Genomic DNA, 26637 nt, shown 5'->3' on the forward strand with positions numbered 1-26637 from the left:
CAGGGCCCGCATAGAACGGAAACCTCGTTATGTTGAACACCCCTAGCGTCCCGACCAAATCCAAGATTTCGGTCAAAGACCTGAACTTTTACTACGGCAAGTTCCACGCCCTCAAGGGCATCAACCTCGAAATCCCCGAGAAGCGCGTGACGGCCTTTATCGGTCCCTCGGGTTGCGGCAAGTCCACCTTGCTGCGCATTTTTAACCGCATGTTCGAGCTCTATCCTGAGCAGCGGGCCGAAGGCCAGATTTTGCTGGACGGCGAGAACCTGCTGACCAGCAAAGAGGACGTGGCGCTGCTGCGCGCCAAGGTCGGCATGGTGTTCCAGAAGCCCACGCCGTTCCCGATGTCGATTTACGACAACATCGCCTTCGGCGTGAAGTTGTTTGAAAACCTCAACGCCACCGACATGGAAGAGCGCGTGGAGTGGGCGCTGCGCAAATCGGCCCTGTGGTCGGAAGTGAAAGACAAGCTGCACCAGAGCGGCTCCAGCCTGTCGGGCGGCCAGCAGCAGCGCCTGTGCATTGCACGTGGCATTGCCATCAAACCCGAAGTGCTGTTGCTTGATGAGCCGTGCTCGGCGCTGGACCCGATTTCCACCGCCAAGGTGGAAGAGTTGATCGTGGAACTCAAGAACGACTACACCGTGGTGATCGTCACGCACAACATGCAGCAGGCTGCGCGTTGCAGCGACTACACCGCCTATATGTACCTGGGTGACTTGGTGGAGTTTGGTCCTACCGAGCAAATGTTCTTCAAACCCACGCGCAAAGAAACCGAAGACTACATCACCGGCCGTTTCGGCTGATCGACACAGAGGCTCCCATGTCTGATAAACACCTATCTACCCAATTCGACAGTGAACTCACATCGGTCTCCACCCAGGTCATGGAGCTGGGCGGGCTGGTTGAGTCACAAATTCGCCAGGCGGTTTACGCACTGTCCCAGTTCAGCGTTGATGTGGCGAATGAAGTCACTTCGCGTGAGGCTCGCGTTAATGCCATGGAAATCGAAATCGATCGCGACTTGTCTTCCATCATTGCGCGCCGCCAGCCGACCGCGCGCGACCTGCGCCTCTTGATTGCAATTTCCAAAACCACCGCCAACCTCGAACGTGTGGGTGACGAGGCCGAAAAGATCGCCCGCATGGTGCGCTCCATCATCCAAAGCGGTGCACCGCGTTCCCTGCCTTCGTTGGAGTTGCGTGTGGCAGCTGACCTGGCTTCCGGTTTGTTGAACAAGGCACTGGACGCTTTTGCCCGCCTGGACGTGAATGCTGCCGTGGCCATTTTGAAAGAGGATGACCTGATTGACGCCGAGTTCGACGGTTTTGTGCGCAAGCTGGTCACCTACATGATGGAAGACCCGCGCATGATTTCCCCCAGCCTGGACCTGCTGTTCCTGGCCAAAGCGATTGAGCGCATCGGGGACCATGCCAAGAACATTGCCGAGTTCATCATCTACGTGGTCAAAGGCGAAGATGTTCGCCACACCACCATGGAAAAAATCGAGTCGATCGTCAAATGAGAAACATGCCCGCCGTCCTGGTGGTTGAGGACGAGTCAGCCATTGCAGAGCTGATTGCGGTCAACCTGCGGCACAACGGTTTTCGTCCCCGCTGGGCCATGGACAGCGAGTCCGCCCAGCGCGAGATTGATGCTGCTGTGCCTGATCTGATTCTGCTGGACTGGATGTTGCCTGGCGAGAGCGGTCTGACGCTGGCCAAACGTTGGCGCACCGACCCTCGCACCAAGGACACCCCCATCATCATGCTCACGGCACGCGGCGACGAAGCCGACCGGGTGGCCGGGCTGGATGCGGGGGCCGATGACTACATTGCCAAGCCGTTCTCTACCAAAGAGCTTTTGGCCCGTGTGCGGGCGGTGCTGCGCCGCCGCGCGCCCGAAGAGGCGGGTGAGGTCATCACCATTGCGGGCCTCTGCCTGGACCCTTCCACCCACCGGGTGACCTTCGAAGGGCAGGCGCTGAAACTCGGGCCTACCGAATTCAAGCTGTTGAACTACCTCATGGGCCACGCCGAGCGTGTGCACAGCCGGGCCCAACTGCTCGACAAAGTCTGGGGCGACCACGTCTACATTGAAGAGCGAACGGTCGATGTGCATGTGAAGCGTTTGCGCGAGGCGCTGACGCTGGCCGGCCCGATGGTGGAAACCGTGCGTGGTGCAGGCTACCGCCTGACGGCCAAGCCTGCGGTTGCGGTGTCTACCGACAAAGCCAGCGCGTGAACCAAGGCGGATCGGGCATGGTGTGGCGCTTGTTGTCCTTTGTGGGGCTGCAAGCTGCGGCTGCTGCATTGGCGTGGGCGCTGGTCGCACCTGGGACGCGTGTGTGGACAACCTTGGTGGCAGCGATTGGAGCTGGGTACCTGTGGCTATTGTTGGATGCGGTGCGCGGCTTGCGCTTGCTGAACTGGCTGCGGCGTGGGGAATCCACCGAGGTGGCCTTGGGCCAGGGCCTGTGGGGCGAGGCCGCAGACCGCATGCGTCGCCTGCTGCGGGCGCGGGAACGCCAGGTGGTCGAGGGTGAAGGCAAGCTGCAGGATTTCCTGGCGGCTTTACAGGCCTCTCCCAATGGGGTGGTTTTGCTGGATGCCCAGGGACGCATTGAATGGTTCAACCAGATTGCTGGCGCGCATTTCGGTTTTGATGTGCGCCGTGACCTGCTGCAGCACTTTGGCAATCTGGTGCGCGATCCCGAATTTGCCGCGTATTTTTCTGACCGCGATTTCAGCCGCGACGTGGTGATGCCGGGGCGCGACAGCACCAGCGCCAAACCGGTGCGCCTGTCGGTGCAACTCCACCCTTATGGCGAAGGGCGCAGCCTGTTGCTGTCGCGGGACATTACCGCGGTGGAGCAGGCGGAAGCCATGCGCCGGGACTTTGTGGCCAATGTGTCCCATGAGATTCGTACGCCGCTCACGGTGCTGGCCGGCTTTGTCGAGACCTTGCAGGCCTTGCCTTTGGACGAAGAAGAGCGCCAACGCTACCTGGGCCTCATGGCGCAGCAGGCACAACGCATGCAAAGCCTGGTGAATGACTTGCTGACCTTGTCAAGGCTGGAGGGCAGTCCCCTGCCATCGGTGCACGATTGGGTGTCTGTCCCCGCCGTGCTACGGGCTTGCGAGACGGAATCTGTGGAGTTGTCACGCCTGTTGTGGGGCCGCGCGCAGGATATCGTGTTTGAGCCAGGGCCCTCTTGCGAACTGGCCGGATCGCAACCGGAACTCTACAGTGCGGTGTTTAACCTGGTGGGCAATGCCGTGCGCTACACCCCCGCAGACAAAAGCATCCATGTGCGCTGGCAGTCGCTGGGCAATGGTGCTTGCCTGTTGTCGGTGGAAGACACCGGCCCCGGTATTGCCCCAGAGCATGTGCCACGGCTGACCGAGCGTTTTTACCGTGTGGACCGCAGCCGGTCACGCGATACCGGCGGCACTGGCCTGGGGTTGGCGATTGTCAAACATGTTGCCCAGCGTCATGGGGCAGAACTGCGCATTGACAGTGCACCCGGCAAGGGCTCGGTGTTCTCCTTGGTATTCCCGGCCAGCCGGGTGCGGACCATGACCGCGCAGACGCCAGTTACCGTCTGAGTATTTAGCGCCTGCGCAGCAACCAGACCGCCTCGGCCCGGTCCACCGGGTGCCGCAAGAGGGTGTGCGGTGTCCAGCGGGTGGTGTCGACCGAAGGGAGGATTTCCAGGTTCTCACCCGGCTCGCTGAGCTGCCACTCGCACGTGCTCTCGCCATCAGCAGCCACCAGCCGCACAGTGCTGTACCACTGGAAGGCGGACAGGTGTACCGCGCGCAGGCTTCCTGTTTCTGCACAGCCTTCGGGCCCTACCAGTGGCGTGGCCTGCTGCACCAGGCTGCGGTAGCTTTGCGCGTAGTTGAGCAGGGGCATCCACAACGTCATCAACAAGAGCCAACACAATGCAGCGCCCCCGGCGGGCAATACCAGGCTTTTCCAGATTGCTGCGCGGTGTCGACCGACCCGCCATTTAACGAGCCAGGCCCAGGCCAGTGTGGCGACGATGGCCATGCTGAAGGCGAGCACGGAGAAGCTGGCTTGGAACCCTGGGGCCAGGCGTGCCACATTGGCCGCCGGTTGACTGGGTACCCCGGTTTGCATGGCAATCCAGACCACCCAAATCGTGAACCCGCAGCCCGAGAAAAACAGCAGCGTGAACCAGTCGATCAGGGCGGCCACCTGGCGTTTGAGTGTGGGCAAGGCAAACGCAGCCAGGGTGGCCAGTGCAGGCAGGGCCAGTAGCAAGGTACGGTCCGAGTCGGCGCCAAACGGCGTGGCGATGACGGTGACCACCGCAAACCACAGTGGCCAGGCCAGGTGCCGATGTACCCGCTTGCTCCACAGCTGCCAGCGCCAACGCCAGAGGGTCCATAAGGCCAGCGGCCAAGCGGGCCAGGTGAACCAGATGAGAAGTTGCGCAAAGCCATCTACTGTGCGCCAAGACAGCGCAGGCGTCTCCAGCTTCCAGCGCCACAGATCCAAATAGTAGGTACAGGCGCAGGCTACAGTGCCGTAGGCTAGCAGTGCATAAAGGTCTAGGCGTCGTGCGGAGGGGGCGGTTTGCCCGGCCTCGCTTGGTTGACGGTCCAGCCAATGCACCAGAGTACCGCCCAGCAAGTAGAGCAGGGCCATAGCGGGCGCACCGGACAGGCTCAGGCCCAGCAGACCCACGAAGGTGGCCAGGTGCGGTGCCCAGATGCGGTAGGGAAAGGCGGCGATGCCATAGAAAAGCAGGGCGCCAAACCCCAGCTGTGCAAGCGTCGGCGTTGTTTCGTGGGAAAGTTGTGCCAGGCCCAGGCACGCGATAAAGGCCAAGACACCGCCATCGGCCATGGCCCGCGCATAGTCAGTGGGCTGGGCCTCACCGCCAAAGGCAAATGCCACAGGCTGGGCAGCGGGGTTGCGGGCGAGGTAATAGGTGCCGTACCACGTGGCCAGCAGTGCCAGGCCCAGCAACAAGCCGAACGGGATGCGCACGACAAAATCTGCGGCCCATGCGGCAGGTGCCAGTTGCAGGGCCCAAGCCCCCAGCCAGTAGGGCAAAACTGCAGGGTTTTCTGGTGACCAACCCAAGAGGGAGGGCGACCACCAGGACGATGCACCCTGTGCCAATGCACCCATGAACCCGAGTGCCGTGATGTCGGCGCTGCGCCAAGCGTCACGGCCCAAAAAGCCCGCACACACATAACTCAGGCACAGCAGCAGCAATGCCCAGCGAGGCAGGCGACGTACGGCCGACTGTGCAACGATGGCGGGATTAGGGTGTTTCAAAGGCAAAAAATCAGATCAAAAAAAAAGCAGCTCGGTGGGCCGGGCTGCCTTTTTGCATAGAACTCAGGCGCAAGCCTGATTCCACATTACTTGGCGGCAGTTTTGCCGAAGCGGTTGCGGAAGCGCTCCACGCGACCACCCATGTTGTCCACGGACTTCTGGGTGCCAGTGTAGAAGGGGTGCGATTCGCTGGTGGTGTCGAGCTTGAAGAGGGGCAGCTTGCGGCCGTCTTCCATGTCGATCATTTCCTTGGTGTTGGCGCAAGAACGTGTCACGAATTTGAATCCATTGGACATATCCTGGAAGCAAACTTCGCGGTAATTGGGGTGAATGCCTTCTTTCATATCTTCTCCATCAGTTGCGTCAGCCGCGCCAGCCTATCCGGCGTACTTTTCGCGAAACCATCGATTATAGCGTATCGGTGCGTTTAGCCGCCACGGCGCATCATGTCAAAGAACTCGCTGTTGTTCTTCGTGGCACGCATTTGTTTGAGCACCATTTCCATGGACTCGATTTCGTCCATGTTGTAGAGGAATTGGCGCAGGATGCGGGTTTTTTGCAGGATTTCGGGCTGCAGCAGCAGTTCTTCGCGGCGGGTGCCGCTGCGGTTGAGCTGGATGGATGGGAACACACGCTTCTCGTACAGGCGGCGGTCCAGGTGGATTTCGGAGTTGCCGGTGCCTTTGAATTCCTCAAAGATCACTTCGTCCATGCGGCTGCCGGTATCGACCAGAGCTGTGGCGATGATGGTCAGGCTGCCGCCTTCTTCCACATTGCGGGCTGCACCGAGGAAACGTTTGGGACGCTGCAAGGCATTGGCATCCACACCACCGGTCAGCACCTTGCCCGACGATGGCACCACGTTGTTATAGGCACGGGCCAGGCGGGTGATGGAGTCCAGCAGGATGACCACGTCTTTTTTTAATTCAACCAAACGCTTGGCGCGTTCGATCACCATCTCGGCCACGTGCACGTGGCGGGCGGCGGGTTCATCGAAGGTGGAGGCAATCACCTCGCCCTTGACGGTGCGCTGCATTTCGGTCACTTCTTCAGGGCGCTCGTCGATCAGCAGCACCATCAAATAGCTGTCGGGGTAGTTGGCAGAGATCGCATGCGCAATGTGCTGCATCATCACCGTCTTGCCGCTCTTGGGCTGGGCCACGATCAGGGCGCGCTGGCCCTTGCCGATGGGGGCAATGATGTCGATCACGCGGCCGGTGATGTTCTCTTCGCCCTTGATGTCCTGCTCCAGCTTCATCTGCTCCTTGGGGAACAGCGGGGTCAAGTTTTCGAACATGACCTTGTGTTTGTTGCCTTCGGGCGGTCCGCCGTTGACCTTGTCGAGCTTGTTCAGGGCAAAGTAGCGCTCGCCATCTTTGGGGGTGCGCACTTCACCTTCGATCATGTCGCCGGTGTGCAGGTTGAAGCGGCGCACCTGGCTGGGACTGATGTAAATGTCGTCGGTGCTGGCCGTGTAGCTGGTGTCGGGGCTGCGCAGAAAACCAAAGCCGTCGGGCAGGATTTCCAGCACACCGTCGGCAATGATTTGCTCGCCAGTGCGGGCCCGTTTCTTGATGATGGCGAACATCAGCTCCTGCTTGCGCATGCGGCCGGTGTTTTCAATCTCAAGTTCTTCGGCTTGCTTGAGGACTTCAGACACGTGCAGTGCCTTGAGTTCGTTTAAGTGCATGGAGTGGGTCCCGGTGAGGGCGTTGACCGATGTTCGGCGAATTACAAAAATCTGGGGGAATGGGGGAGAGGCAAAACTGGGTAAGTGCCTCTGCGTTCTGTGCCGGGAATCGGCGCCTGCCTTGGGGTGGGCGGGTGAACGGGATTTATTATGACAGGAAAACGCAGCCGTGCTGTTTTTTGCATGCACGCTGGCTGCTGCGTGTGCCGCGGTGGGCCGCCAAGGGGTTCAAAACTTGGACCGGCCCCGCGAAACATCGCCTTGTTGCCAAGGCGATGGGAACTCCATCAGGCCAGTTGCTGGTCAATGAAGGCGGTCAATTGGGCCTTGCTCAGGGCGCCGACTTTGGTGGCCGCCAATTGGCCGTCCTTGAACAACATCAGGGTGGGGATACCGCGGATGCCGAACTTGGCAGGAATGTCGCGGTTTTCGTCCACATTCATCTTGGCGATCTGCAGTTTGCCGGCGTAGGTGGCCGACACTTCGTCCAGGATGGGGGCGATCATCTTGCAGGGACCGCACCACTCAGCCCAGTAGTCCACCAGAATGGGTTGTGCCGCACCCAGTACATCGGCTTCGAAGGTGGCATCGGTGACATGTTTGATGAGCTCGCTGGCCATGGTGTTTCCTTTGGGAGATTGCTATAAGAGCTAAAGTTGCGGCATTGTGACAGAAACCAAGCCCATCCCCCATGCCGCTACGCCTATGGCGAGCATAGCCAAAAGCGATAGCACCACGGGTCTCAGGGCCTTCAGTTATGGGGCAGCGCACCCCGCCATGGCCCTCTGGTTGGCGGATGCCACGGGCCTCTTGCCGCGTATCCAGGCCCAGTTGCAGGCCCGCCAGGCCCACCCGGCGCGCACCTTGGTGCTGCTGCCCTACGCCCAACTGCTGCCGCTGGCCAGTCGACTCTGGGCGCGGCGCTATCCGGACGGCTTTGCACCGCGCTTTGAGACCACCCAAAACTGGGTGGCTGCTACCGGCGGTCGGGCGTTGGACGCGCAGGACATCAGCATGGACCCTGCCGTGGACACCCTGACCGCGCAGGCGCTGCTGGCCGGCAGCGGGGCCCAGGGGCAGGACGCCTTGGCGCCGCTGCTGGTGCAAGCCGCCTACCAGCTGGCACCCCTGGCCGCGGCGGCCGGGCCCACACAGCGTGCGGGCTGGGCCCAGACCGCACGCCTGCACGCGGGCCTGGGTATGGACAGCCAGGCACTGGCCTGGGAGGCGCGTGTGGCGCGCGTCGCGGTGGAGTGGGCGGCGGTGTCGTCCTACACCAGTGACGCCCTGTTTGATCCCCAATGGCCCGCGGCGCTGGATTGCCTGGTGCTGGTGCAGGGCGCGAATCAGGATGCCTTGTCGGCCGGTCTGGCCCCAATCTGGGGTGACAAGCTGGTAAGCCTTCCTCTGGCCGAATCGCTTGTAGATGAACAGCCTTCTCTCAGCGAAGCGCTGGCCTTGCATGCCTGCGAGGATGCCGAAGACGAAGCCCAGCGCACGGCGGCTTGTCTGATGCAGCACATTGCGGCAGAGCGTTACCCGGTGGCTTTGGTGAGTGCCGACCGCGCACTGACGCGCCGGGTGCGGGCCTTGTTGGACATGGCCGGTGTGGCGGTGCGGGACGAAAACGGCTGGAAACTCTCCACCAGCCAGGCCGGTGCCAGCGTGATGGCGCTGTTGCGTGCGGCGCAGTGGAACGCCAGCAGTGATGCGGTACTGGCCGCCTTGAAGCAGGCCCCGGCTTATCTGGATACGCTTGATGCACTGGAGGCTGCCGTACGCCGTGACCAGGTGCGCGACTGGCGCCAGGTGGCAAGCAGCCCCGCCGTGGCGAAAAGCCCCACGTTGCTGGCCAGTTGTGCCGAGGTGGAGCAGTTGCGCGGCCTGCTGGCCGGACGCAAGCCGCTGGCAGGCTGGCTCGCAGCCTTGCAACAAGCCTTGCAGCGTACGGGCCAGTGGCTGCGCCTGCAGGAAGACGGCGCAGGCGGCAAGCTGCTGGCGGTGCTGCGGCTCACGCCTGCCGACGCGGCGCAATGGAGCCAACTGCTGGACCAGGCGCTGTGGGCCGGGCAGCGGCTGGACCTGATGGAATTCACACGCTGGGTTAACCAGGCGCTGGAGGGGGCTAGCTTTCAGCCCGACTACCCGGACCAGGAGCAGGTGGTGATCCTGCCGCTGAGCCAGATGCTGGGACGCCCCTTTGCGGCGGTGGTGATGGCGGGGTGTGACGAGGTGCGGCTCAACCCGTCGCCCGAACCCGCAGGCGGCTGGACGCCGGCACAGCGTGCGGCCCTGGGGTTGCCCTCGCGCGAGGCGCTGGAAAGCCAGCTGCGCCAGGTCTGGCGCCATGCGTTGGCCAGCCCAGCCTGCGATGTGCTCTGGCGCAGCAGCGACGACACGGGCGAAGCGCTGCAGCCCAGCGCGCTGGTGCAGCAACTGCGCCTGGCCGACACTGGTTTGACAGAAGGGGCTGATCCGCGCGGCACCCGCTGGATCACGCCCCAGCCCTGCGTACCGCCCCAGCCCACTGGCCCCGCGCTGGCGGTGCACACGCTGTCGGCCAGTGCCTACGAAGACTTGCGCCATTGCCCCTACCGGTTTTTTGCCCAGCGCATGCTGGGCCTGCGCGCCGTGGACGAGCTGGATGCCGAGGTGGACAAACGCGACTTTGGCCTCTGGCTGCACGCGGTGCTGCAGGCCTTCCATGCGGCCTTGGCAGAGCAGCCGGTGGCGGAGTTGGCCGCACGCACGGCCTTGTTGGACCGGTGCAGCACCGAGGCCACCGCCGCCATGGCCTTGCCCGAAGGCGAATTTTTGCCGTTTGCGGCCGCATGGCCTGCGGTGCGAGATGGGTATCTGGCCTGGCTGACCCAGCACGAGGCGCAAGGCGCCGTGTTTGCCAGCGGCGAGATGCCGCAGCGCCAGCGCATCGGCCCCGTCACCCTGATCGGTCGTACCGACCGGACCGACACCTTGCCCGATGGCTCGGTCATGCTGCTGGACTACAAAACCGAACCCGTGGGCAAGACCCGCACGCGCATCCAGGACCCGCTGGAAGACACACAGATGGCCTTCTACGCCGCGCTCCTGCCGCACGACACGCTGCGCGCCGCCTATGTGAATGTGGGGGAGCGCGACGGTACCGCGGCCTATGAACAACAAGAGGTGGTGATGGCACGCGATGCCTTGATTGACGGGGTGCAGACCGACATGGCCCGCATTGCCCAGGGCGCCGCACTGCCGGCGCTGGGGGAGGGCACGGTGTGTGACTTCTGCCAGGTGCGGGGCCTGTGCCGCAAAGACTTTTGGGCGGCTGCATGAGCCCCACCTTGCACGCCGCCTACGAGCACAACGGCCGCCTGGTCGAGGCCCAGCGTTTTTACGAGATTGCCTGCGATCCGCGCCGTAGCGTGGCGGTAGAGGCCTGCGCGGGCGCGGGCAAGACCTGGATGCTGGTGTCGCGCATGCTGCGCGCGCTGCTGGAGGGCACGCAGCCGCACGAGATTCTGGCCATCACCTTCACCAAAAAGGCCGCGGGCGAAATGCGCCAGCGCCTGCAGGAGTGGCTGCGCGAGTTTGCCCAGCTGGACGATGGCCGTTTGCAGCAGGAGCTGCAGATGCGCGGCGTGCGGCAGGTGGCGGATGCGGCGCAGCTGCAGACGCTGCGCGGCCTGCATGCGCAGCTGCTGGCCGGTGGCCGGCCGGTGCAGATCCGCACCTTCCACAGCTGGTTTGCCGCGCTGCTGGGCAGTGCGCCGCTGGGCGTGCTGCACCAGCTGGGCCTGCCCACGCAGTACGAACTGCTGGAGAACGATGCGGTGGCCGTGGCCCAGGTGTGGCGGCGCTTTCAGACCCGCGTGGCGGGGGATGCAGTGGCGTTGGCCGACTACCAGGACGCCGTGCGCCTGTATGGCCGCCACCAGACGCACAAGGCGCTGGAGGCCGCACTCAACAAGCGCACCGAGTTTGACCTGGCAGACGCGCAGGGCGTGGTGGAGGCCTCGGTGCAGCACTTCACCGCACAGTTTCCGGCCTTTGTCGGCCTGCAAGCGCCGCAGGAGCGCCTGGCGCAGGCCAGCGTGCAAACCCTGCTGTGGGACAGCGCGCGTGCGCTGGGCCAGTGCAGCGGCAAGACCTGCCTGACCGCCGCCAGTGCACTGGAGCGGGCGCTGACCGATGCGCACTGGCCCGGTGTGGTGGACGCGCTGTTCACCAAGACCGGCGGCCCGCGCAAACTCACGGACAAGCTGGTGGATCTGGGCAGTGTGCAAACCGCCCAGGCGCTGCTGCAAGAGGTGCAGCAAGCCCAGCTGCAAGACCAGGCCTGGCAGCACCAGCAGCGCATGGCCCGGCTGGCGCGTGGCCTGTTGCAAGACTACGCCGCCCTCAAGCGCGAGCGCGGCTGGCTGGACATGGGCGATCTGGAGCGCACCGCGCTGGTTTTGCTGTCGGACCCCGAGCTCAGTGGCTGGGTGCAGGAGCGGCTGGATGCGCGCGTGCGGCACCTGCTGATTGATGAGTTCCAGGACACCAATCCGCTGCAGTGGCAGGCGCTGCACAGCTGGTTGTCGTCCTACGCCGGGGCTGGCAACGCGCCCAGCGTGTTTATTGTGGGTGACCCCAAGCAAAGCATTTACCGCTTCCGCCGGGCCGAGCCGCAGGTGTTCCGCGCGGCCAAGGCCTTTGTGGCGCAGGGGCTGGGCGGCGACCAGCTGAGCTGCGACCACACGCGCCGCAATGCGCCCGAAATCATTGCGCTGGTGAACCAGACCATGGGCCAGGCGCAGGAGGAGGGCGCCTACCAGGACTTCCGGGCACACAGCACCGCGTCGGACAAGACGGGCCAAGTGTTCAAGCTGCCGCGCATCGAGCGCGAAGCCAAGGCCGACAAGGACGCGCTGCCGCCCGAAGCCGTGTGGCGCGACTCGCTGAGCATGCCCCGCCATGAGGCCGAAGACACCCGCAAGACGCTGGAATGCCGCCAGGCCGCACAGTGGCTGGCCGCGCAGATGGCGTTGGGGCACTACCAAGCGAAAGATGTCATGGTGCTGGCCCGCAAGCGCGAGCGGCTTACGCTGATGGAGCAGGAGCTCTCCGCGCTGGGCATTCCCGCCCAGCAGCCCGAGAAAGCCGAGCTGGGCGAGTTTGCCGAGGTGCAGGACCTGGTGGCCCTGCTCGATGTGCTGGTGTCGCCGCGGCATGACCTGGCGCTGGCCCGGGTGCTCAAGTCGCCGGTGTTTGGTGCGTCGGACGACGACCTGGTGGCCCTGGTGCTGCGCCAGCGCGTGCTGCAGGCGGCAAGCGAAGACGATGCTGGCAAGGGCGAGGTGGTGAGCTGGTGGCAGACCCTGCAGGCCAGTACGGGCCAGGAACTGCCCCCCGCCTTGGCTAACGTGAGCCCCACGCTGCTGCGTTGGCAACAGTGGGTGGCGCAACTGCCTCCACACGATGCGCTAAGCGCTATCTATGACGACGGCGATGTGCTGGCCCGCTACGCCGCGGCCAGCCCGCCCGCACAGCGCGAGCGGGTGCTGGCCAATGTGCGGGCTTTGTTGAATGCCGCGCTGCAGGTGGACGGCGGGCGCTACACCACGGCCTATGGCCTGGTGCGTGCGCTGCGGGCCGGCGGCAACCCCGCGCCAGTGCGCGCCAACGCCCAGGCGGTGCGCCTGCTCACCATCCACGGTGCCAAGGGGCTGGAGGCGCCGTTGGTGCTGATGCTGGACACCGATGGCGAGGCCGGCAAGACCGAAACCATGGGTGTGCTGGTGGATTGGCCCGGCGAAGACCCGCACCCCCGGCGCTTTGTGTTTCTGGCCAGCGAGTCCCGCCCACCCGCCTGCGTGGTGGCCGCGCTGGCACACGAACAGGCTGAGCGCAGCCGCGAAGAACTCAATGCACTCTACGTGGCCCTCACGCGCACGCAGCGCACCCTGGTGATCTCCAGCCTGGCCCCGCATCGGGAAAACGCCGGCAGCTGGTGGCGCCGCTTGGAGGGGCAGGCGCAGGACGCGCCCGAGGCTCCGGCCGCAGCGCCGACTGACGCTGTGGGCAACGGGGGTGTGGAAGAGGCCTTGGCGCCCTATGCCCTGAAAATAGTGTCAAAAGTGGCTCTGGCCCCCGTAGATACTGCGCAAGTAGCTCCTGAAAAGATAGCGGGACTACCAACCAAGGACATCAGCGAACCGACCGAGAGCCTGGAGTCCCGCCTGGGCCAGGCCTTGCACCGTCTTTTGGAGTGGGTGCAGCCCGCGCCCGGTGGCTACGCCAACAGGCCCTACACTTGGCCCCCCGCAGCCTTGGCCCGGGTCGGCAAGGAGTTTGTGCTGGATGCCGCGCAGGCCCAGGCCGCCGTAGACAAGGCGCAAGCTGTCTTGCAAGGCGAGGGCGCCTGGATTTGGGACAGTGCCCAACTGGCCTGGCATGCCAACGAAGTGCCCATCACCCAGCGCGGCCGGCTGCTGCGCATGGACCGCCTGGTGCAGCAAGGCAGCGGCGCTTGGTGGGTGCTGGACTACAAATCGAGCGCACAGCCGCAGCAGGATGCGGCCTTGTGTGCCCAGCTGCTCGGCTACCGCGATGCGGTTGCGCTGGCCAACCCCGGGCAGGCCGTACGTGCCGCTTTTTTAACGCCGCAAGGCCAACTGATTGAATTGACCCCGAATGAGTTCTGAACTTTCCCCGTCCACCGCTTCTGTGCCTTCCCCCGGTGAGGTCCGCACCGTGGACGTGGCCATCGTGGGCGGCGGCCCGGCCGGACTGATGGCGGCCCAGCAACTGGCCGAGGCCGGTGTGGCCGCACACCTGTTTGACGCCATGCCCAGCATTGGCCGCAAATTTCTGCTGGCGGGCAAAGGCGGGCTCAACCTCACGCACTCGGAAAGCGCAGACCGCTTTGCCGAGCGTTATGGCACGCGCCGGGGTGCCATCGAGGCGCTGCTGCAAGGGCTGGATGCCACGGCCTTGCGCGCCTGGGCCCAGGGGCTGGGGATTGAGACTTTTGTGGGCTCGTCGGGCCGGGTGTTTCCCAAGGACATGAAGGCCGCGCCGCTGCTGCGCGCCTGGCTGCAGCGCCTGCGCAATCCCGCCGCGCCCGGTGTGGGCGTGCAGTTTCACATGCGCCACCGCTGGACCGGTTGGGGCGAAGTGGCTGCTGGCGCGAACGGCACGGTGCTGTGTTTTGACACCCCCGCCGGCCTGCAGCAGGTGCAGGCCCGCGCGGTTGTGCTGGCATTGGGGGGGGGGAGCTGGGCGCGCCTGGGTTCCAACGGCGCCTGGGTGCCGCTGCTGGCCCAGCGTGGCGTGGCAGTGGCGCCGCTGCTGCCGGCCAACTGTGGCTTTGATGTGTTGGGCGGCTGGAGCCCGTTTTTTGCCGACAAGTTTGCTGGCCAGCCTTTCAAGTCCGTGGCCATTGGCATCAGTACGGCCCAGGGCCAGAGTTTTCAGCGCAAAGGCGAGTTCGTGGCCACGGCCACGGGGGTGGAGGGCAGCCTGGTCTATGCCGCATCCAGCCTGTTGCGCGACGAGATCATCCGCTGTGGCAGCGCCAGCTTCACGCTGGACCTGCTGCCCGACATGCCGCTGGAGAAGGTGTTGGCCGAAGTGCGGCACCCGCGCGGCAGCCGGTCGCTGTCCAGCCACCTGAAGAGCCGTCTGCACCTGGAAGGCATCAAGTCCGCCATCTTGCACGAGCGGCTCAGCAAAGAGGCGATGAATGACCCGGTGCAACTGGCTGCGGCCATCAAGGCCTTGCCCATCACCCTGCAGGCCGCGCGCCCGATCGATGAAGCCATCAGCACTGCCGGTGGAGTGTTGTTTGAGGTGCTCACGCCCCAGCTCATGCTGGAGCAGTTGCCCGGCGTGTTTTGCGCGGGTGAAATGCTGGATTGGGAGGCCCCCACGGGCGGCTACCTGCTGCAGGCCTGTTTTGCCAGCGGTGTGGCGGCCGGGCAGGGCGCTTTGGTGTATCTGCGGCAGCCGCGCTGATTTTTACGCCTTTTAGGCCTCTAGTCCCCGTGGATATTGCGCAAGCAGCTCCTAAAACAATAGCATTTAACTGCTCTGTGGGGCGCTGATGCGGGGCGCGGCGGCGCGCACGCAGTTGCGGCCGTGGTGTTTGGCCTCGTACAGGGCTTTGTCGGCATCGGCCACCAGCGTGGCGGCCGAGGTCTGGCTGGCGGGGATGGCGCTGGCCACGCCAAAGCTGGCGGTGATGCGCAGGTTGCGGCCCTCGATGGGGATCTCCAGGGTTGCGATCTCGGCGCGCAACTCTTCGGCCACGTCCAGCGCGTCGCCCAGGGTGCTGTTGATCAGCAGCACCACAAACTCCTCGCCACCGTAGCGAGCCAGCACATCGCCAGCCCGCAACACCTTGCTGCGCAGAAAGTCGGCCAGGTAGCGCAGGCAGGCGTCACCCGCGGGGTGGCCCCAGGTGTCGTTGGTGGACTTGAAGTGGTCGATGTCAAATAGCAGCAGGGCCAGAGGTTGCTTTTGGCGGCTGGCGCGTTTGTGCTCGGTCTTCAGCGCTTCGTCAAAGTAGGCGCGGTTGCCCACCTGGGTCAGGGCGTCGGTGTTGGAGAGGCGCTGCAACTGTGCATTCACGGTCTGCAGCTTCTCCAGCGCATCGTGCAATTCGTTGGTGCGCTCCAGCACGCGGCTTTCCAGCTCGCGGTTGGCCTGGGCGGTGGAATCGATCAAGGCTTTTTGTGAGGCGCGGGCCTTGTGCGCGTGGGCCAGTGCCACGGCCTGGGCGTTGATGCGCAGGCTGCGGTCGGTGTTGATGCGGTCGGCCAGCGTGAAGGACAGCAGCAGCACCAGCAGCAACATGCCGATTTGCGAGGCGTTGTCGGTCCAGAAGTTGGCGGGCAGTAGGCCGAACTTGCCGATCGTCAATACGCTCACTCCGACGAAGACCGAGGTCCAGGACAGGCAATAAAACCGTGCAAAACGCGCGCCGGTCCACCAGCGCCAGTAACCACACACCAGCGCCACCACCGACACGACCAGAATCATGGCGGACGTCACGCGAATGATGAGGGGGTAGGGCAGCACAAAGGCCCCCACGAATAACAAGGCACTGATGCCCGCGAGCCCCAGTACGCCCCAGTGCGCCGGGCGCGAGAAGCGGCGCAGCTTGAGAAAGCTGTCGGCAAACAGGCAGGCTGCCACGCCGCCCGTGGCAATGAACACCGGCACCGCGATGCTGTTCCAACGGATTTCTTTGGGCCACACGTAGGCAAAGGTGTAGCCCCACAAGGTGCTCCAGAACATCAGGTAGCTCGCGACAAATGCGATGTAGTAGAGGTAGTTGATGTCCCGGGTGGAGAGGTAGATGAAGAGGTTGTAGACGATCATCACCACCAGCATGCCCAGCACGGCGCCGGCCAGCAGATATTCTTTGGCCGCCGTGGCATGGAAGGCAGCGGGTTCCCACAGGCGCAGGGGTGCCTCGATGGTGCCGCTGGACGCCAGGCGCAGGTAGATCTGGTGCACACCGGGTGCCACGGTGAGCGGCATCACGAAGTTTTGGTGCTGAACCACGCGCTGGGCAAAGGGCTGCTCATCCCCCAGTGCGTATTTGGTCAGCAGCAGGCCGTCTTGCAGATGGAACAGGCGCACGTCGTCGATGAAGGCGCGGGGGAGCTCCAGCAGGCGCTGCTGGGTTTTGCCCGTGCGGTTGTCCAGCGCAAAACGGAACCAATAGGCCGTATCGGTGAAGCCGAAGTTGGGGCTGGTGCGGTCCATACCGACCCAGGTCTGCAGCGGGCCACTGGCCTGGTCCAGGGAGAGCTTGCGTCCCGGGTCTTCCAAATAGGCCAGATGGGGGCTTAACTCGAGGCGCCCGGGCGTATTGTCGGTAAGGGCAACGGTGGGGAAATCAGGGCGCTCACCCGGTGCCTGGGCCCAGGCGGCCACCGCTGCGCCACATGCCAGCAGCACAGCACCAACCCAACGGGAACACGCGTTGAGAGTCATTCCCGGAAATCCTCAGGGGGGGCAGGGGATGGAATGGGGGTTGACGAGCCTGACCCCGGCACTGGCTCCACAGTTAGGGCTGCTTGGTTCCCCACCTGACCCGGTTGGCCGCTTCACCATGCGGGAAGGCCCGTCAACGCGCATTGTACCTAAAGCGCCGAGCTGTTTCGCAGGGATCAGAGCAGGTTGGGCTGGGTGTTGGCATCCGACGTGAAGCGGTAGCCGTTGCGGCCCCCGGCCTTGGTGCGGTACATGGCCCGGTCGGCGTTGTTGATGACTTCTTCGGCCGTACTGCCATCTTCGGGGAACTGGCTGATGCCGATGCTGAACTCCACACACAGCGTGTGGCCCTCAAATTCCATGGGGGCCTTGAGGGCGGCCAGCAGCTTCTCGGTGAACGCGGCAATGAGGTTGCGCTCCGAGAAGTTGTCAATCATCACCACAAACTCGTCGCCGCCCAGGCGTGCCACCGTGTCCACCTTGCGGGTGTTGCTGGCCAGGCGCAGGGCCACGGTCTTGAGCACGGCGTCCCCCGCCGCATGGCCCAGGCTGTCGTTGAAGTTCTTGAAGTTGTCCACGTCGATAAAGAGCAGGGCGAAATCCTCTTCGGTGCGCTGGGCCCGGGCAATCGCCTGCTTCAGCCGGTCCATGAACATGCGGCGGTTGGGCAACTCGGTCAACATGTCGTGCTGGGCCAGGTGTTCGAGCTCCTCCCGGCTGTCGTGCAGGTCGTCCATTTGTTTGCGGATCTGGCCTTGCATCCGCGCGAAGCTGCGTGCCAGGGTGCCAATTTCATCGCTGCGCTCCACGGGCAAGGGCAGGACTTTGTTGTCGTTGGAGAAGCGGTGCACCGCGGCAATCATGCTGTTGATGGGGCGGGTCAGGGCACGCGCCACGAGGACTGCCAGCAGCGCGCAGGCCAGGCTCACCAGAATCACGATTTGCACGATGGTGCGTCCCAACTGGTCGGTTTGTTTCAGCACGCTTTCCAGGGGGCGGGCCAGTCCGAGGATCAGCCGCGTCTCTTCGCTGTTGGCCAGAACGGGGCGTCCGACAAAGGCTGCGAGCAAGGGGGCGAAGGCATGCGGCCCTTGGTCTGCCTGCAAGACGAGGTTTTCAGCGCGTTGGTCCACCAGCGCGGCGGTGGCTGTGAATTCCTCTTGCACCAGCACACGGTGGCCCCTGTCAAACCCGAAGGCCTTGGTGCTGTCGGGGTGGATCAGGTAGTCGCCACGGTGGTTGGCCAGGTAGAGGGCAAAGTCTTCGGGCAGGTCGGCCGACAGCAGCGCAAACATGCCGTCCAGGTCCAGATTGATGACCAGCAGCCCAAGCGCCTTGCCATTTGCATCGCTGACCGGTGTGGCCAATTGCAGCGTGGGGCGATCCAGGCCTGCATGGGAGCCTTGTTCGTGGTTAATCGCGATCGGCGAGAGGTAGGTTTCGCCATAGGCGAGCTTGAGGGTCTCGGATACATAGGCAAAGTGGCCTTTTTCCTGCAGGTCTTCGCCCGTTACTTCCTGTAGCGTCCCGCTGTCGCGGTCCACCCGCACCCGTTCCAGGCCATGGTCTTGGGCGCTTATCAGCCGGATTTGCAGGTAGGCCGGGTTGGCGGCCATGAGGACTTTGAACAGCGTGGCCAACTGCGCTTGTGCGACGGCGGAGTGGGCTTGCAGCGAGGTCTGCGCCGCTGGATGGGAGGCCAGCACCATCAGGTTGCGGGACACCTCCTGGCGCGTGAGTGCAATGCGGCGTGCCAAGACCTGGGTAGACAGCAGAAGCTCGTTTTGCGACGACTGCACCAGCAGGCTGCGGCTGACGTGATAGGCGTAAAACCCTGTCAGCCCCGCCACCAGCAAGCCCACCAGGGCCAGCACCAAGGTCAAGCGGGCACGGATGCCGAACCTCATGGCGCCAGCACCTTGCTGGCGCGGTCGCCAGAGACAATACGGTTCCAGAGCCGGTTGCGCCGATCCACGTCTTCCACCGGTTCCAGCCAGATCAGCTTGTCCTGTGGCCCCAGGTAGGGCGAGGGTGCGGTGGTATTGGCCAAGCCCTGGCGGTCCTGCAGCACTTTGCCAGGGCCGTCTTCCAGGGTGTAGTTGATCCAAGCCTCTGCCAGTGCCGTGTCTTTGGCACCGCGGGTGATAACCCAGCAGTCCAGCCAGGCGAGTGCACCCTCTTGTGGAATCGCATAACCCACGTCCAGCCCGGCGGCCTGGAGTTGTTTGAACTGCTGGGAGCCGTAGTTGGCAAACAGCAGCGCTGCCTTGTTGCTTTGGAACCAGTTCACCGAATCGTCCAACTGGCTGTAGAAGGTCAGCGCATTGCGCCGCAGGGCAATCAGCTGCTGCACCGCACTTTCCCATTGCGACGCTTGCAGTGCAAACGGGGTGCGGCTGCCCATGGCTTGTGCAGCCAGCGCAAAGTTGTGGGCCCCACCGTTGTAGACCAACACCTTGCCCTGGTAGCGCGGGTCCCACAGCGCCTGGATGGAAGTGGGCGGGGTCTTGACCTGTCGGCGGTCATAGATCAGGCCCATTTCCGAGTAGGTGTAGGGCATGGCAAACACTTTGCCGCCGTGCACGATGCCAGGAATTTTCTGCAGGGCCTGAAATTGGGGCAACTGGCGCCGGGTGTTGGTGATCGCGCCCGGATTGATCGGAACGACCAGCGCCTGTTGAATGTAGCGCTGCAGCTCGGCGGTGTTCACCGCAAACACATCGAAGTCGCCGCCGTGGTTTTTGGCAATTCGGGCCCACAGGGCTTCGTCCGTGTCGATGTAGCTCACCTCGACCTTGGCGCCCGTGCGCTGCTCAAAGGCCTTGACGATGTCAGGGTCGGCATAGCCCGGCCAGGCCAGCACCCGCAGGGTGCCACCGGCATGCACTGTACTGCCCAAGAGGCAGGCCGCCAGCGCAAAAGCCAACCTTAAAAAGCTGCTTCTCAACAAAGTGGGCACGTGAGTGGGTGGGTGGTCTTTGTGGGCTTCCAGTCTAACTGAGAGTGGCTGGGTTGGCGCACTAGAATCGGTGGATGTCTTACCTCGTGCTCGCCCGCAAGTACCGTCCGCGCAACTTCACCGAAATGGTGGGGCAGGACCATGTGGTGCAAGCCCTTACCAACGCGCTGACCACCCAGCGCCTGCACCACGCCTACCTGTTCACCGGCACGCGGGGCGTCGGCAAGACCACGGTGTCGCGCATCCTGGCCAAGTCGCTCAACTGCCAGGGCATTGACGGCAATGGCGGAATCACCGCTACCCCTTGTGGAGTGTGCCAAGCATGCTCTGATATTGATAGCGGTCGGTTTGTGGATTACACCGAACTGGACGCAGCATCCAACCGCGGTGTGGATGAGGTGCAGGCCCTGCTGGAGCAGGCGGTCTACAAACCGGTGCAGGGGCGCTTCAAGGTTTTCATGATCGACGAGGTGCACATGCTCACCAACACGGCGTTCAACGCCATGTTGAAGACGCTGGAAGAGCCGCCCGAGTATTTGAAATTTGTGCTGGCCACGACCGATCCGCAGAAGGTGCCGGTCACCGTGCTCTCGCGCTGCCTGCAGTTCAACCTGCGCCCCATGGCACCCGAGACCATCCGTGAACACCTGACCAAGGTGCTGGAGGTGGAGCAGGTCAGCTCCGAAGTGCAGGCTCTGCGCCTCTTGGCCCGCGCTGCGCGTGGTTCCATGCGCGATGCCCTGAGCCTGACCGACCAAGCCATTGCCTTTGGCTCGGGCCAGTTGCAAGAGGCCACGGTGCGCCAGATGCTGGGCAGTGTGGACCGCAGCTATGTGTTCCGACTGATTGAGGCGCTGGCACTGGGCGATGGCAAGACGGTGGTGGAAACCTCCGAGGCCCTGCGCCATAACGGCCTGAGCGCGGCCTCGACCCTCGAAGAAATGTCCACCGTGCTGCAACGCATGGCGGTGTTGCAGGCCATGGGGGGGGCGGCCGCTGCCGACGATAGCGATCCCGAAGCGGCGGATACGGCTCGCCTGGCCGGCCTGTTGCCTGCCGATGAAACCCAGCTGCTCTACAGCATTTGCCTGCATGGCCGTGCCGACCTGGGCCTGGCACCGGACGAATATGCCGCACTGACCATGGTGCTGCTGCGTCTGCTGGCCTTCAAACCCCAGACTGGCGCAGCGCCACTGGCTGAAAAAAAAACTCTAACTGACGCCGCTGCGCCGGTGCGCACTGCGTCTGCAGCGGCTCCCGCAGCCGCTGTTGTTGCACCTGTGCCGATGCCTGCTGCGCGTCCGGTGGTCGCTCCCGCTGCCGTGCCGGCTTCGGTGCCCGCGCCTGCGGCGCCCGTGGCTGTTGCCGTGGTGGTACGCCCCCCGGTGGTGCAGCCCTGGGAAGAGGCGCCCGCGATACCCGAGCCCGCCGCAGCCCAGGACCCTGCAGAGATCCCTCCCGGACAGGTGCTGACCGTGCGCGACAGTGGCCCGGACGACGAAGAGCCCTCCGATCTCTATGAGGATCAAAATAGGCCTCTAGCCCCCGTCGTATCTGCGCCAGCAGCTACTAAAGTTGTAGCAGTTCCGGTGCGGACGCAGACGGAGAGTCGATCGGATGTGGCAGCTACGCAAGCCCCACAGGTGCTGTTGCCCACCGAAGAGGGCGATTTCTGGCATGCCACCGTGCAGCAGCTCATCCAGACCGAGGCGATCACCGCCATGGTCCGTGAGCTGGCGCTGCAATCGCAGCTGATCGCGCGCGACACGGACCAGTGGCTGCTGCGCCTGGAGCGCGAGACGCTGAATCAGCCCGGCACGCGCGACCGGCTGACCGCTGCACTGGCCGCTGCCGGGTTTGCGGTCAAGCTGGTGGTCGAGGTGGGGCGGGTGACCGACAACCCCAGTCGGCGCAACGCTGCTGCATCGGCTGAGAAGCAAGTGGCGGCAGAGAAGATAATCAACGACCACCCGTTTGTGCAATCCCTGGTGCGGGACTTTGGCGCGAAAATCGTGCCCGGCTCCCTACGGCCCCTCTGAGGCCTGTACCCCCTTTTTTTCTTTCTCTTACGCAAGGACATCCATGTTCAACAAAGGACAACTCGCCGGCCTGATGAAACAAGCCCAGGCGATGCAGGACAACATGAAGAAAGCCCAGGACGAGCTGGGCAATATCGAAGTGAGCGGTGAGTCCGGTGCCGGACTGGTGAAGGTCACCATGACCTGCAAGCACGATGTCAAGCGCGTGGTGATCGACCCCAGCCTGCTGGCCGATGACAAGGACATGCTGGAAGACCTGGTGGCGGCGGCTTTCAACGCTGCCGTGCGCAAGGCCGAGGAGACCTCGGCCGAGAAAATGGGCAAGCTCACCGCTGGCATGCCCGGCTTGCCGGGTGGCATGAAGTTCCCGTTCTGAGCGTCGTCACCCTCCTGAATAATTTGTGTCCGATACCAATGCCTTAGACGCACTGGTCCAGGCGCTCAAGCGTCTGCCTGGTGTGGGGGTGAAGTCGGCGCAGCGCATGGCCTTTCATTTGCTGCAGCATGACCGCCCCGGTGCCCAACTGCTGGCACAGGCCTTGCAAGCTGCCAGTACACAGGTGCAGCACTGCGAGCGTTGCCATACCTTCACGGAGCAGTTGGTGTGTGCATCCTGCCTGGACCCGCGGCGTGACCACAGCCAGCTCTGCGTGGTGGAAACACCGGCTGACCAGGCCGCCATGGAGCGTACCGGCGCCTACAAGGGCCTGTACTTCGTCCTGATGGGCAAGCTCAGTCCGCTGGACGGCGTGGGGCCGAACGACCTGGGCCTGAAGAAGCTGTTTGAGCGGGCCTGTGACGGTTTGGTGCAGGAGGTGATTTTGGCTACCAACTTCACCGCCGAAGGCGAGGCCACGGCCTACGTGATTGCCGAGGGGCTCAAGGTGCGTGGTCTCAAACCCACGCGCCTGGCACGCGGCGTGCCGGTGGGGAGCGAGCTGGAGTATGTGGACCTGGGCACCATTGCCCACGCCCTGGTGGATCGTCGCTAGTGCGCGCGTGGCTCGCCAGGCTTGTTTCTTGAAAGTAGTTTGTTCATGCAATACACCCATTTCACGGTTGCTTACTGGTGCGTGCTGATTGCCGCCTTGCTACCCATCGCCTGTGCCGGGCTGGCCAAGTCGGGGCGTTTGAATGTGCCCCGACGTGAGGGCGGTTACGACAATGTGAACCCGCGCGAGTGGCTGGCACGCCAGACCGATTGGCGGGCCCGCGCCAATGCCGCACAGGCCAACAGCTTTGAGGCACTGCCGTTTTTTATTGGTGCGGTCATCATTGCCCACCAGCTTGGTGCCCACCAGGCACGTTTGGACATTCTGGCCTTTTTGTTCATCGTGCTGCGCATGCTCTACATCATGATGTATGTGGCGGGCATGGGCACGGCGCGCTCCCTGGTCTGGGGTCTGGGGTTGGCCTGCAACGTGGCCATTTTGCTGATCGGTTACCGCTGACCTACAGACGCAGCCCGGCGGGCTGCACCTGCCAGCGAAGGAAGCCTTGGCTTACTACTTCTTGGCGACTTTGGTGGCGGTGCTGCGTGGTTTTGCCGTGACAGTCTTGCCCTTCGCGGGGCTTTTGGCAATCGTGGCTTTGCCGCGGGCTTGGGCCGTGCTGGTTTTGCTGCGTGCCTTGGCAGGCAAAAACAACACAATCTGCTGGCCCGCCTTGAAACCGGCACTGGCACTGACCTTGTTCCATTCGGCCACTGAGCTCGCAGTCACCTTGTACTTGCGTGCCACGCTGGCCACCGTCTCACCCTTGGCGGCGCGCACCCTGGTGCGGCGCAAGGTCACTTCTGGGGCCAGGGTTAGCTGGCCGTTGTCGGCCACTCTTTCCGTCACGTCGGCCATGTGTGCGCTGCGTGGCACCAGCAGCGTGGAGCCTGCGCGGATGACGACCCGTGCGGGGATGTTGTTGATGCTGCGCAGATCGCTTTCTGACATGCCGACACGTTTGGCAGCGTCGGCAGGGCGCATGGTGGTGGGTGCGACCCATGCGGTCCAACTGGCCAGCCGGTTGCTGCCATAGGCCTCCAGGTTGGACTGGAACACCTCGGCATTGTCCCAGGGCAGCAGGATTTGCGGGGTGCCCGCGGCCAGGATCACGGGGCGGTTGATGGACGGGTTAAGTGCCTTGAAGTCCGCCAAGTCCACTTCGGCCAGTTTGGCGGCCAGGGTGAGGTCGATGTCTCGCTGGAGAGTCACCGTTTGAAAGTAGGGGTGATTGTCGATCAGGGGCAGCTTGGAGCTGTATTGCACCGGGTTTGACACGATGTTTTTGACCGCCTGTAGCTTGGGCACGTAAAACCGTGTTTCCATGGGCATGTTCAGGTCTTGGTAACTGGTTGCCTGCCCTGCGCGCTTGTTTTTGGCAATGGCGCGTCCCACGCTGCCTTCGCCCCAGTTATAGGCCGCCAGCGCCAAGTGCCAGTCACCAAACATGCCGTGCAGCTTTTGCAGGTAGTCCAGTGCGGCGCGGGTGGATGCCAGAACGTCACGGCGGTCATCGCGGAAGGCGTTTTGTTTGAGCTCGAAGTACTTGCCGGTGGCAGGCATGAATTGCCACATGCCAGCAGCCTTGGCGCTGGACACTGCCTGGGGGTTGAAGGCACTTTCAATAAAAGGCAGCAAGGCCAGCTCGGTGGGCATGCCACGCAGCTCCAGCTCCTCAACAATGTGGAAGAGGTACTTTTTGGAACGCTCCGTCATGCGGAAAATGTAGTCAGGGCGGCTGCTGTACCACTGCTCCCGGTCGCGCACCAGCTCGGTGTCCAGGTCGGGCATGCCATAGCCACGGCGGATACGCTCCCACAAGTCGGCAGGTGGGGCCAGGGCCACCACAGGGCGTGAGGACAGCAGGGTTTGCGCGTCGACCCTGCTCAGGGGGGGCGTGTTGGCACTGCGTTCTGCGGGAGAGTTCCTTGCAGCAGGCGCCTTGCGCTGCAGCTCTCGGCTGGTTTGCAGGCTCAGAGCCTCTGCGGATGGGGTGCTGTTGCCATCGGCGGAGGCGCTGGTAGCCTGGGGGGCCAGAGGCTGGGTGGTGCTGGCGCAAGCGGTGAGCAAAGCCACGGCCAGCAGGCTGGTGATTTTCAAAAAATTCATCGGTATTCGTTCTTCCAACGCCGCAGCGTGGCAAAGGCGCCATCGTGGGCCAGCCCGGCGGCGTCAAACGCGTGCAGGGCGGCAAGAATGGGGGGCGCACTGGTGCGCAAAAAAGGATTGATACGCCGCTCCAAGTCTATCGAAGACGGCAAGGTGGGGAGTCCCCGGTCACGCAGGGCTTGGCAATGGGCCTGGTAGGCTAACAAATCGGTGTTGTCCGGGTCTACGGCCAAGGCAAAACGCAGGTTACTCAGGGTGTACTCATGGGTGCAGCATACCCGGGTGGCGGCCGGCAGCATGGCCAAGCGCCGCAGAGAGTCTTCCATTTGCTCGGGCGTACCTTCAAACAGGCGACCGCAGCCTGCGCTGAACAAGGTATCGCCGCAAAATAGGAGCGGTGCGCCCTCCATGTCTGCGCTGTAGAAAGCAATGTGGCCGGCGGTGTGGCCCGGTACATCCAGGACCTCGAAACTCAAACCCAGGCAGGTCAGCTGCTGGCCCTGCGCCAGCGGCTGGTAAGGGGCCGGAATGGATTCCCGGGCCGGGCCCCAGACTTGGGCGCCTGTGGTGTCACGCAAGGTATGTATGCCGCCGGTGTGGTCGGCGTGGTGGTGGGTGACTAGAATGCTGCGCAGTTCGAGATCTTCCTGCTGCAGGGCCTGCAGCACAGGCGCAGCGTCTCCCGGGTCCACCACCAGTGCTTCTCGTCCATCGTGCAACATCCAGACATAGTTGTCTGAAAACGCGGGTAGCGGTATTAACGTCATGAGCGACCAAATTATAGGTTTGCACGACTGGTTCCAGACGCCAGCGGGCCGGTACTTGCTGCACTGGGAAGATGCGCAGCTGGAGTCCGCAGTGGCCGACATCTTTGGGTACCACGCGCTGCAGTTGGGGGTTCCGCAGTTGCAGGGCTTGCGTGCCAATCGCATGCCACACCAATGGCTCGGCATGCCCACGCCGGAGGCGGTGCCCGGCATTGCGATACCGCCGACCACGTTGGTAACCGACTATGCTGCGCTGCCTTTCTCGGCTTGCAGCCTGGATTTGGTTGTGCTGCCCCATACCCTGGAGCTCAGTGCAGACCCTCACACCACCTTGCGGGAAGTGGAGCGTGTGCTGGTGCCCGAAGGCCGCGTGGTGATATGTGGCCTGAATCCTGTAAGTCTGTGGGGGCTTCGGCAGCGGCGGGCCCATGCCTTGCGGCGACTGGGCGCAGGCGACCTGTTTTTGCCCGATTGCGGGGAATTTATTGGGTATTGGCGCTTGCGCGATTGGCTGCGCCTGTTGGGCTTTGAAGTGGAAGAGGGCCGCTTTGGCTGCTACCGGCCGGCCGTGCGCAGTGAGACCTGGCTGGAGCGTTGGGCCTGGATGGACCGCGCGGGGCCGCGCTGGTGGCCCATCGTTGGGGCTGCGTATTTTTTGGTGGCCGTTAAGCGTGTGCGTGGCATGCGCTTGCTGGGTCCCGCATGGAAAACGGCATCGGCAGGCGCCGGTGCTCCGGTTCCGGTGGTGCAGCGCAGCCAGCGGCCCGGGTTTACACAAAAATGAAAG

General features: G+C 63.7%; 21 protein-coding genes and 1 other RNA gene. 12 read left to right on the top strand and 10 right to left on the bottom strand.

The genetic code is table 11. From position 1 onward, the window contains the following. The first annotated feature begins 29 nt into the window (after positions 1–29). From pstB to phoR, 4 genes are read left to right on the top strand one after another with little or no spacing between them, the layout of a single operon-like run. Positions 30–809 carry a phosphate ABC transporter ATP-binding protein PstB gene (gene pstB, locus AC3WS7_RS14315; RefSeq protein WP_492656818.1) on the top strand — a complete coding sequence of 260 codons (780 nt, stop codon included), beginning with the start codon at positions 30–32 and terminating at the stop codon, positions 807–809. 17 nt (positions 810–826) lie between these two features. Then, on the top strand, positions 827–1528 hold the full coding sequence (phoU, locus tag AC3WS7_RS14320; protein ID WP_296465586.1) for a phosphate signaling complex protein PhoU: 702 nt from the start codon (positions 827–829) through the stop codon (positions 1526–1528). Next, positions 1525–2247: a phosphate regulon transcriptional regulator PhoB gene (gene phoB / locus AC3WS7_RS14325; protein ID WP_296465589.1), complete on the top strand. Its 723-nt coding sequence runs from the start codon at positions 1525–1527 to the stop codon at positions 2245–2247. Before phoU ends, phoB begins: the two co-directional genes overlap by 4 nt. Before the next feature lie 17 nt (positions 2248–2264). Continuing rightward, positions 2265–3611 carry a phosphate regulon sensor histidine kinase PhoR gene (gene phoR / locus AC3WS7_RS14330; RefSeq protein ID WP_492656848.1) on the top strand — a complete coding sequence of 449 codons (1347 nt, stop codon included), beginning with the start codon at positions 2265–2267 and terminating at the stop codon, positions 3609–3611. A gap of 4 nt (positions 3612–3615) precedes the next feature. Here phoR and AC3WS7_RS14335 read toward each other — a convergent pair whose 3' ends face one another. From AC3WS7_RS14335 to trxA, 4 genes are all read right to left on the bottom strand, one after another. Then, positions 3616–5319 carry a hypothetical protein gene (locus tag AC3WS7_RS14335; RefSeq protein ID WP_492656819.1) on the bottom strand — a complete coding sequence of 568 codons (1704 nt, stop codon included), beginning with the start codon at positions 5317–5319 and terminating at the stop codon, positions 3616–3618. A gap of 86 nt (positions 5320–5405) precedes the next feature. After that, a complete protein-coding gene (locus tag AC3WS7_RS14340; RefSeq protein WP_105259666.1) occupies positions 5406–5663 on the bottom strand; it encodes a type B 50S ribosomal protein L31 in 258 nt (85 codons plus the stop codon). Between the two features lie 83 nt (positions 5664–5746). Then, complete coding sequence (rho, locus tag AC3WS7_RS14345) at positions 5747–7009, bottom strand: transcription termination factor Rho (protein ID WP_296465607.1); 1263 nt, start codon at positions 7007–7009, stop codon at positions 5747–5749. Between the two features lie 287 nt (positions 7010–7296). Continuing rightward, on the bottom strand, positions 7297–7629 hold the full coding sequence (gene trxA / locus AC3WS7_RS14350) for a thioredoxin TrxA (protein ID WP_315849675.1): 333 nt from the start codon (positions 7627–7629) through the stop codon (positions 7297–7299). Between the two features lie 157 nt (positions 7630–7786). On the opposite strand from trxA, the gene AC3WS7_RS14355 reads away from it, so the two are divergent. Genes AC3WS7_RS14355 through AC3WS7_RS14365 form a run of 3 tightly spaced genes read left to right on the top strand, consistent with a single transcriptional unit; the run spans position 7787 to position 14995 of the window. Continuing rightward, positions 7787–10330, top strand: coding sequence for a PD-(D/E)XK nuclease family protein (locus AC3WS7_RS14355; protein WP_492656820.1), 2544 nt, complete (start codon positions 7787–7789; stop codon positions 10328–10330). Then, positions 10327–13683 (top strand): UvrD-helicase domain-containing protein, encoded by a 3357-nt coding sequence (locus tag AC3WS7_RS14360; RefSeq protein WP_492656821.1) that lies wholly within the window; start codon positions 10327–10329, stop codon positions 13681–13683. The genes AC3WS7_RS14355 and AC3WS7_RS14360 overlap by 4 nt, the downstream gene beginning before the upstream one ends. Then, positions 13673–14995: a TIGR03862 family flavoprotein gene (locus tag AC3WS7_RS14365; protein ID WP_492656822.1), complete on the top strand. Its 1323-nt coding sequence runs from the start codon at positions 13673–13675 to the stop codon at positions 14993–14995. Before AC3WS7_RS14360 ends, AC3WS7_RS14365 begins: the two co-directional genes overlap by 11 nt. A gap of 66 nt (positions 14996–15061) precedes the next feature. Here the strand turns inward: AC3WS7_RS14365 and AC3WS7_RS14370 are convergent, their stop codons facing one another. The 4 genes from AC3WS7_RS14370 to AC3WS7_RS14385 form a co-directional block, all read right to left on the bottom strand. Continuing rightward, positions 15062–16984 carry a sensor domain-containing diguanylate cyclase gene (locus AC3WS7_RS14370; protein WP_492656823.1) on the bottom strand — a complete coding sequence of 641 codons (1923 nt, stop codon included), beginning with the start codon at positions 16982–16984 and terminating at the stop codon, positions 15062–15064. Positions 16985–17023: 39 nt separating this feature from the next. Next, an RNA gene (gene ffs / locus AC3WS7_RS14375) (signal recognition particle sRNA small type) lies at positions 17024–17119 on the bottom strand. A 41-nt stretch (positions 17120–17160) separates the two neighbouring features. Next, positions 17161–18891 carry a diguanylate cyclase domain-containing protein gene (locus tag AC3WS7_RS14380; RefSeq protein ID WP_492656824.1) on the bottom strand — a complete coding sequence of 577 codons (1731 nt, stop codon included), beginning with the start codon at positions 18889–18891 and terminating at the stop codon, positions 17161–17163. Beyond that, positions 18888–19943, bottom strand: coding sequence for an extracellular solute-binding protein (locus tag AC3WS7_RS14385; protein ID WP_492656825.1), 1056 nt, complete (start codon positions 19941–19943; stop codon positions 18888–18890). Before AC3WS7_RS14385 ends, AC3WS7_RS14380 begins: the two co-directional genes overlap by 4 nt. 74 nt (positions 19944–20017) lie before the next feature. On the opposite strand from AC3WS7_RS14385, the gene dnaX reads away from it, so the two are divergent. Genes dnaX through AC3WS7_RS14405 form a run of 4 tightly spaced genes read left to right on the top strand, consistent with a single transcriptional unit; the run spans position 20018 to position 23433 of the window. Then, entirely contained in the window at positions 20018–21982 is a 1965-nt protein-coding gene (dnaX, locus tag AC3WS7_RS14390) for a DNA polymerase III subunit gamma/tau (RefSeq protein ID WP_492656826.1), read from the top strand. A 43-nt stretch (positions 21983–22025) separates the two neighbouring features. Beyond that, positions 22026–22358 carry a YbaB/EbfC family nucleoid-associated protein gene (locus AC3WS7_RS14395; RefSeq protein ID WP_296465635.1) on the top strand — a complete coding sequence of 111 codons (333 nt, stop codon included), beginning with the start codon at positions 22026–22028 and terminating at the stop codon, positions 22356–22358. 25 nt (positions 22359–22383) lie between these two features. Further along, complete coding sequence (gene recR / locus AC3WS7_RS14400; RefSeq protein WP_296465637.1) at positions 22384–22974, top strand: recombination mediator RecR; 591 nt, start codon at positions 22384–22386, stop codon at positions 22972–22974. Between the two features lie 45 nt (positions 22975–23019). Then, positions 23020–23433: an MAPEG family protein gene (locus tag AC3WS7_RS14405; protein WP_492656827.1), complete on the top strand. Its 414-nt coding sequence runs from the start codon at positions 23020–23022 to the stop codon at positions 23431–23433. A 54-nt stretch (positions 23434–23487) separates the two neighbouring features. On the opposite strand, the gene AC3WS7_RS14410 is transcribed toward AC3WS7_RS14405, so the two are convergent. Continuing rightward, positions 23488–25083, bottom strand: a complete 1596-nt coding sequence (locus AC3WS7_RS14410) for a transglycosylase SLT domain-containing protein (protein ID WP_492656828.1) — start codon at positions 25081–25083, stop codon at positions 23488–23490. Then, positions 25080–25850: a hydroxyacylglutathione hydrolase gene (gene gloB, locus AC3WS7_RS14415; protein WP_492656829.1), complete on the bottom strand. Its 771-nt coding sequence runs from the start codon at positions 25848–25850 to the stop codon at positions 25080–25082. The genes AC3WS7_RS14410 and gloB overlap by 4 nt, the downstream gene beginning before the upstream one ends. Between gloB and AC3WS7_RS14420 the strand changes: the two genes are divergently transcribed. Further along, positions 25849–26634: a class I SAM-dependent methyltransferase gene (locus tag AC3WS7_RS14420; RefSeq protein WP_492656830.1), complete on the top strand. Its 786-nt coding sequence runs from the start codon at positions 25849–25851 to the stop codon at positions 26632–26634. The genes gloB and AC3WS7_RS14420 overlap by 2 nt on opposite strands. Positions 26635–26637 lie beyond the last annotated feature (3 nt).

The organism is Rhodoferax sp. EU05-FHT12H12 (assembly GCF_058791215.1).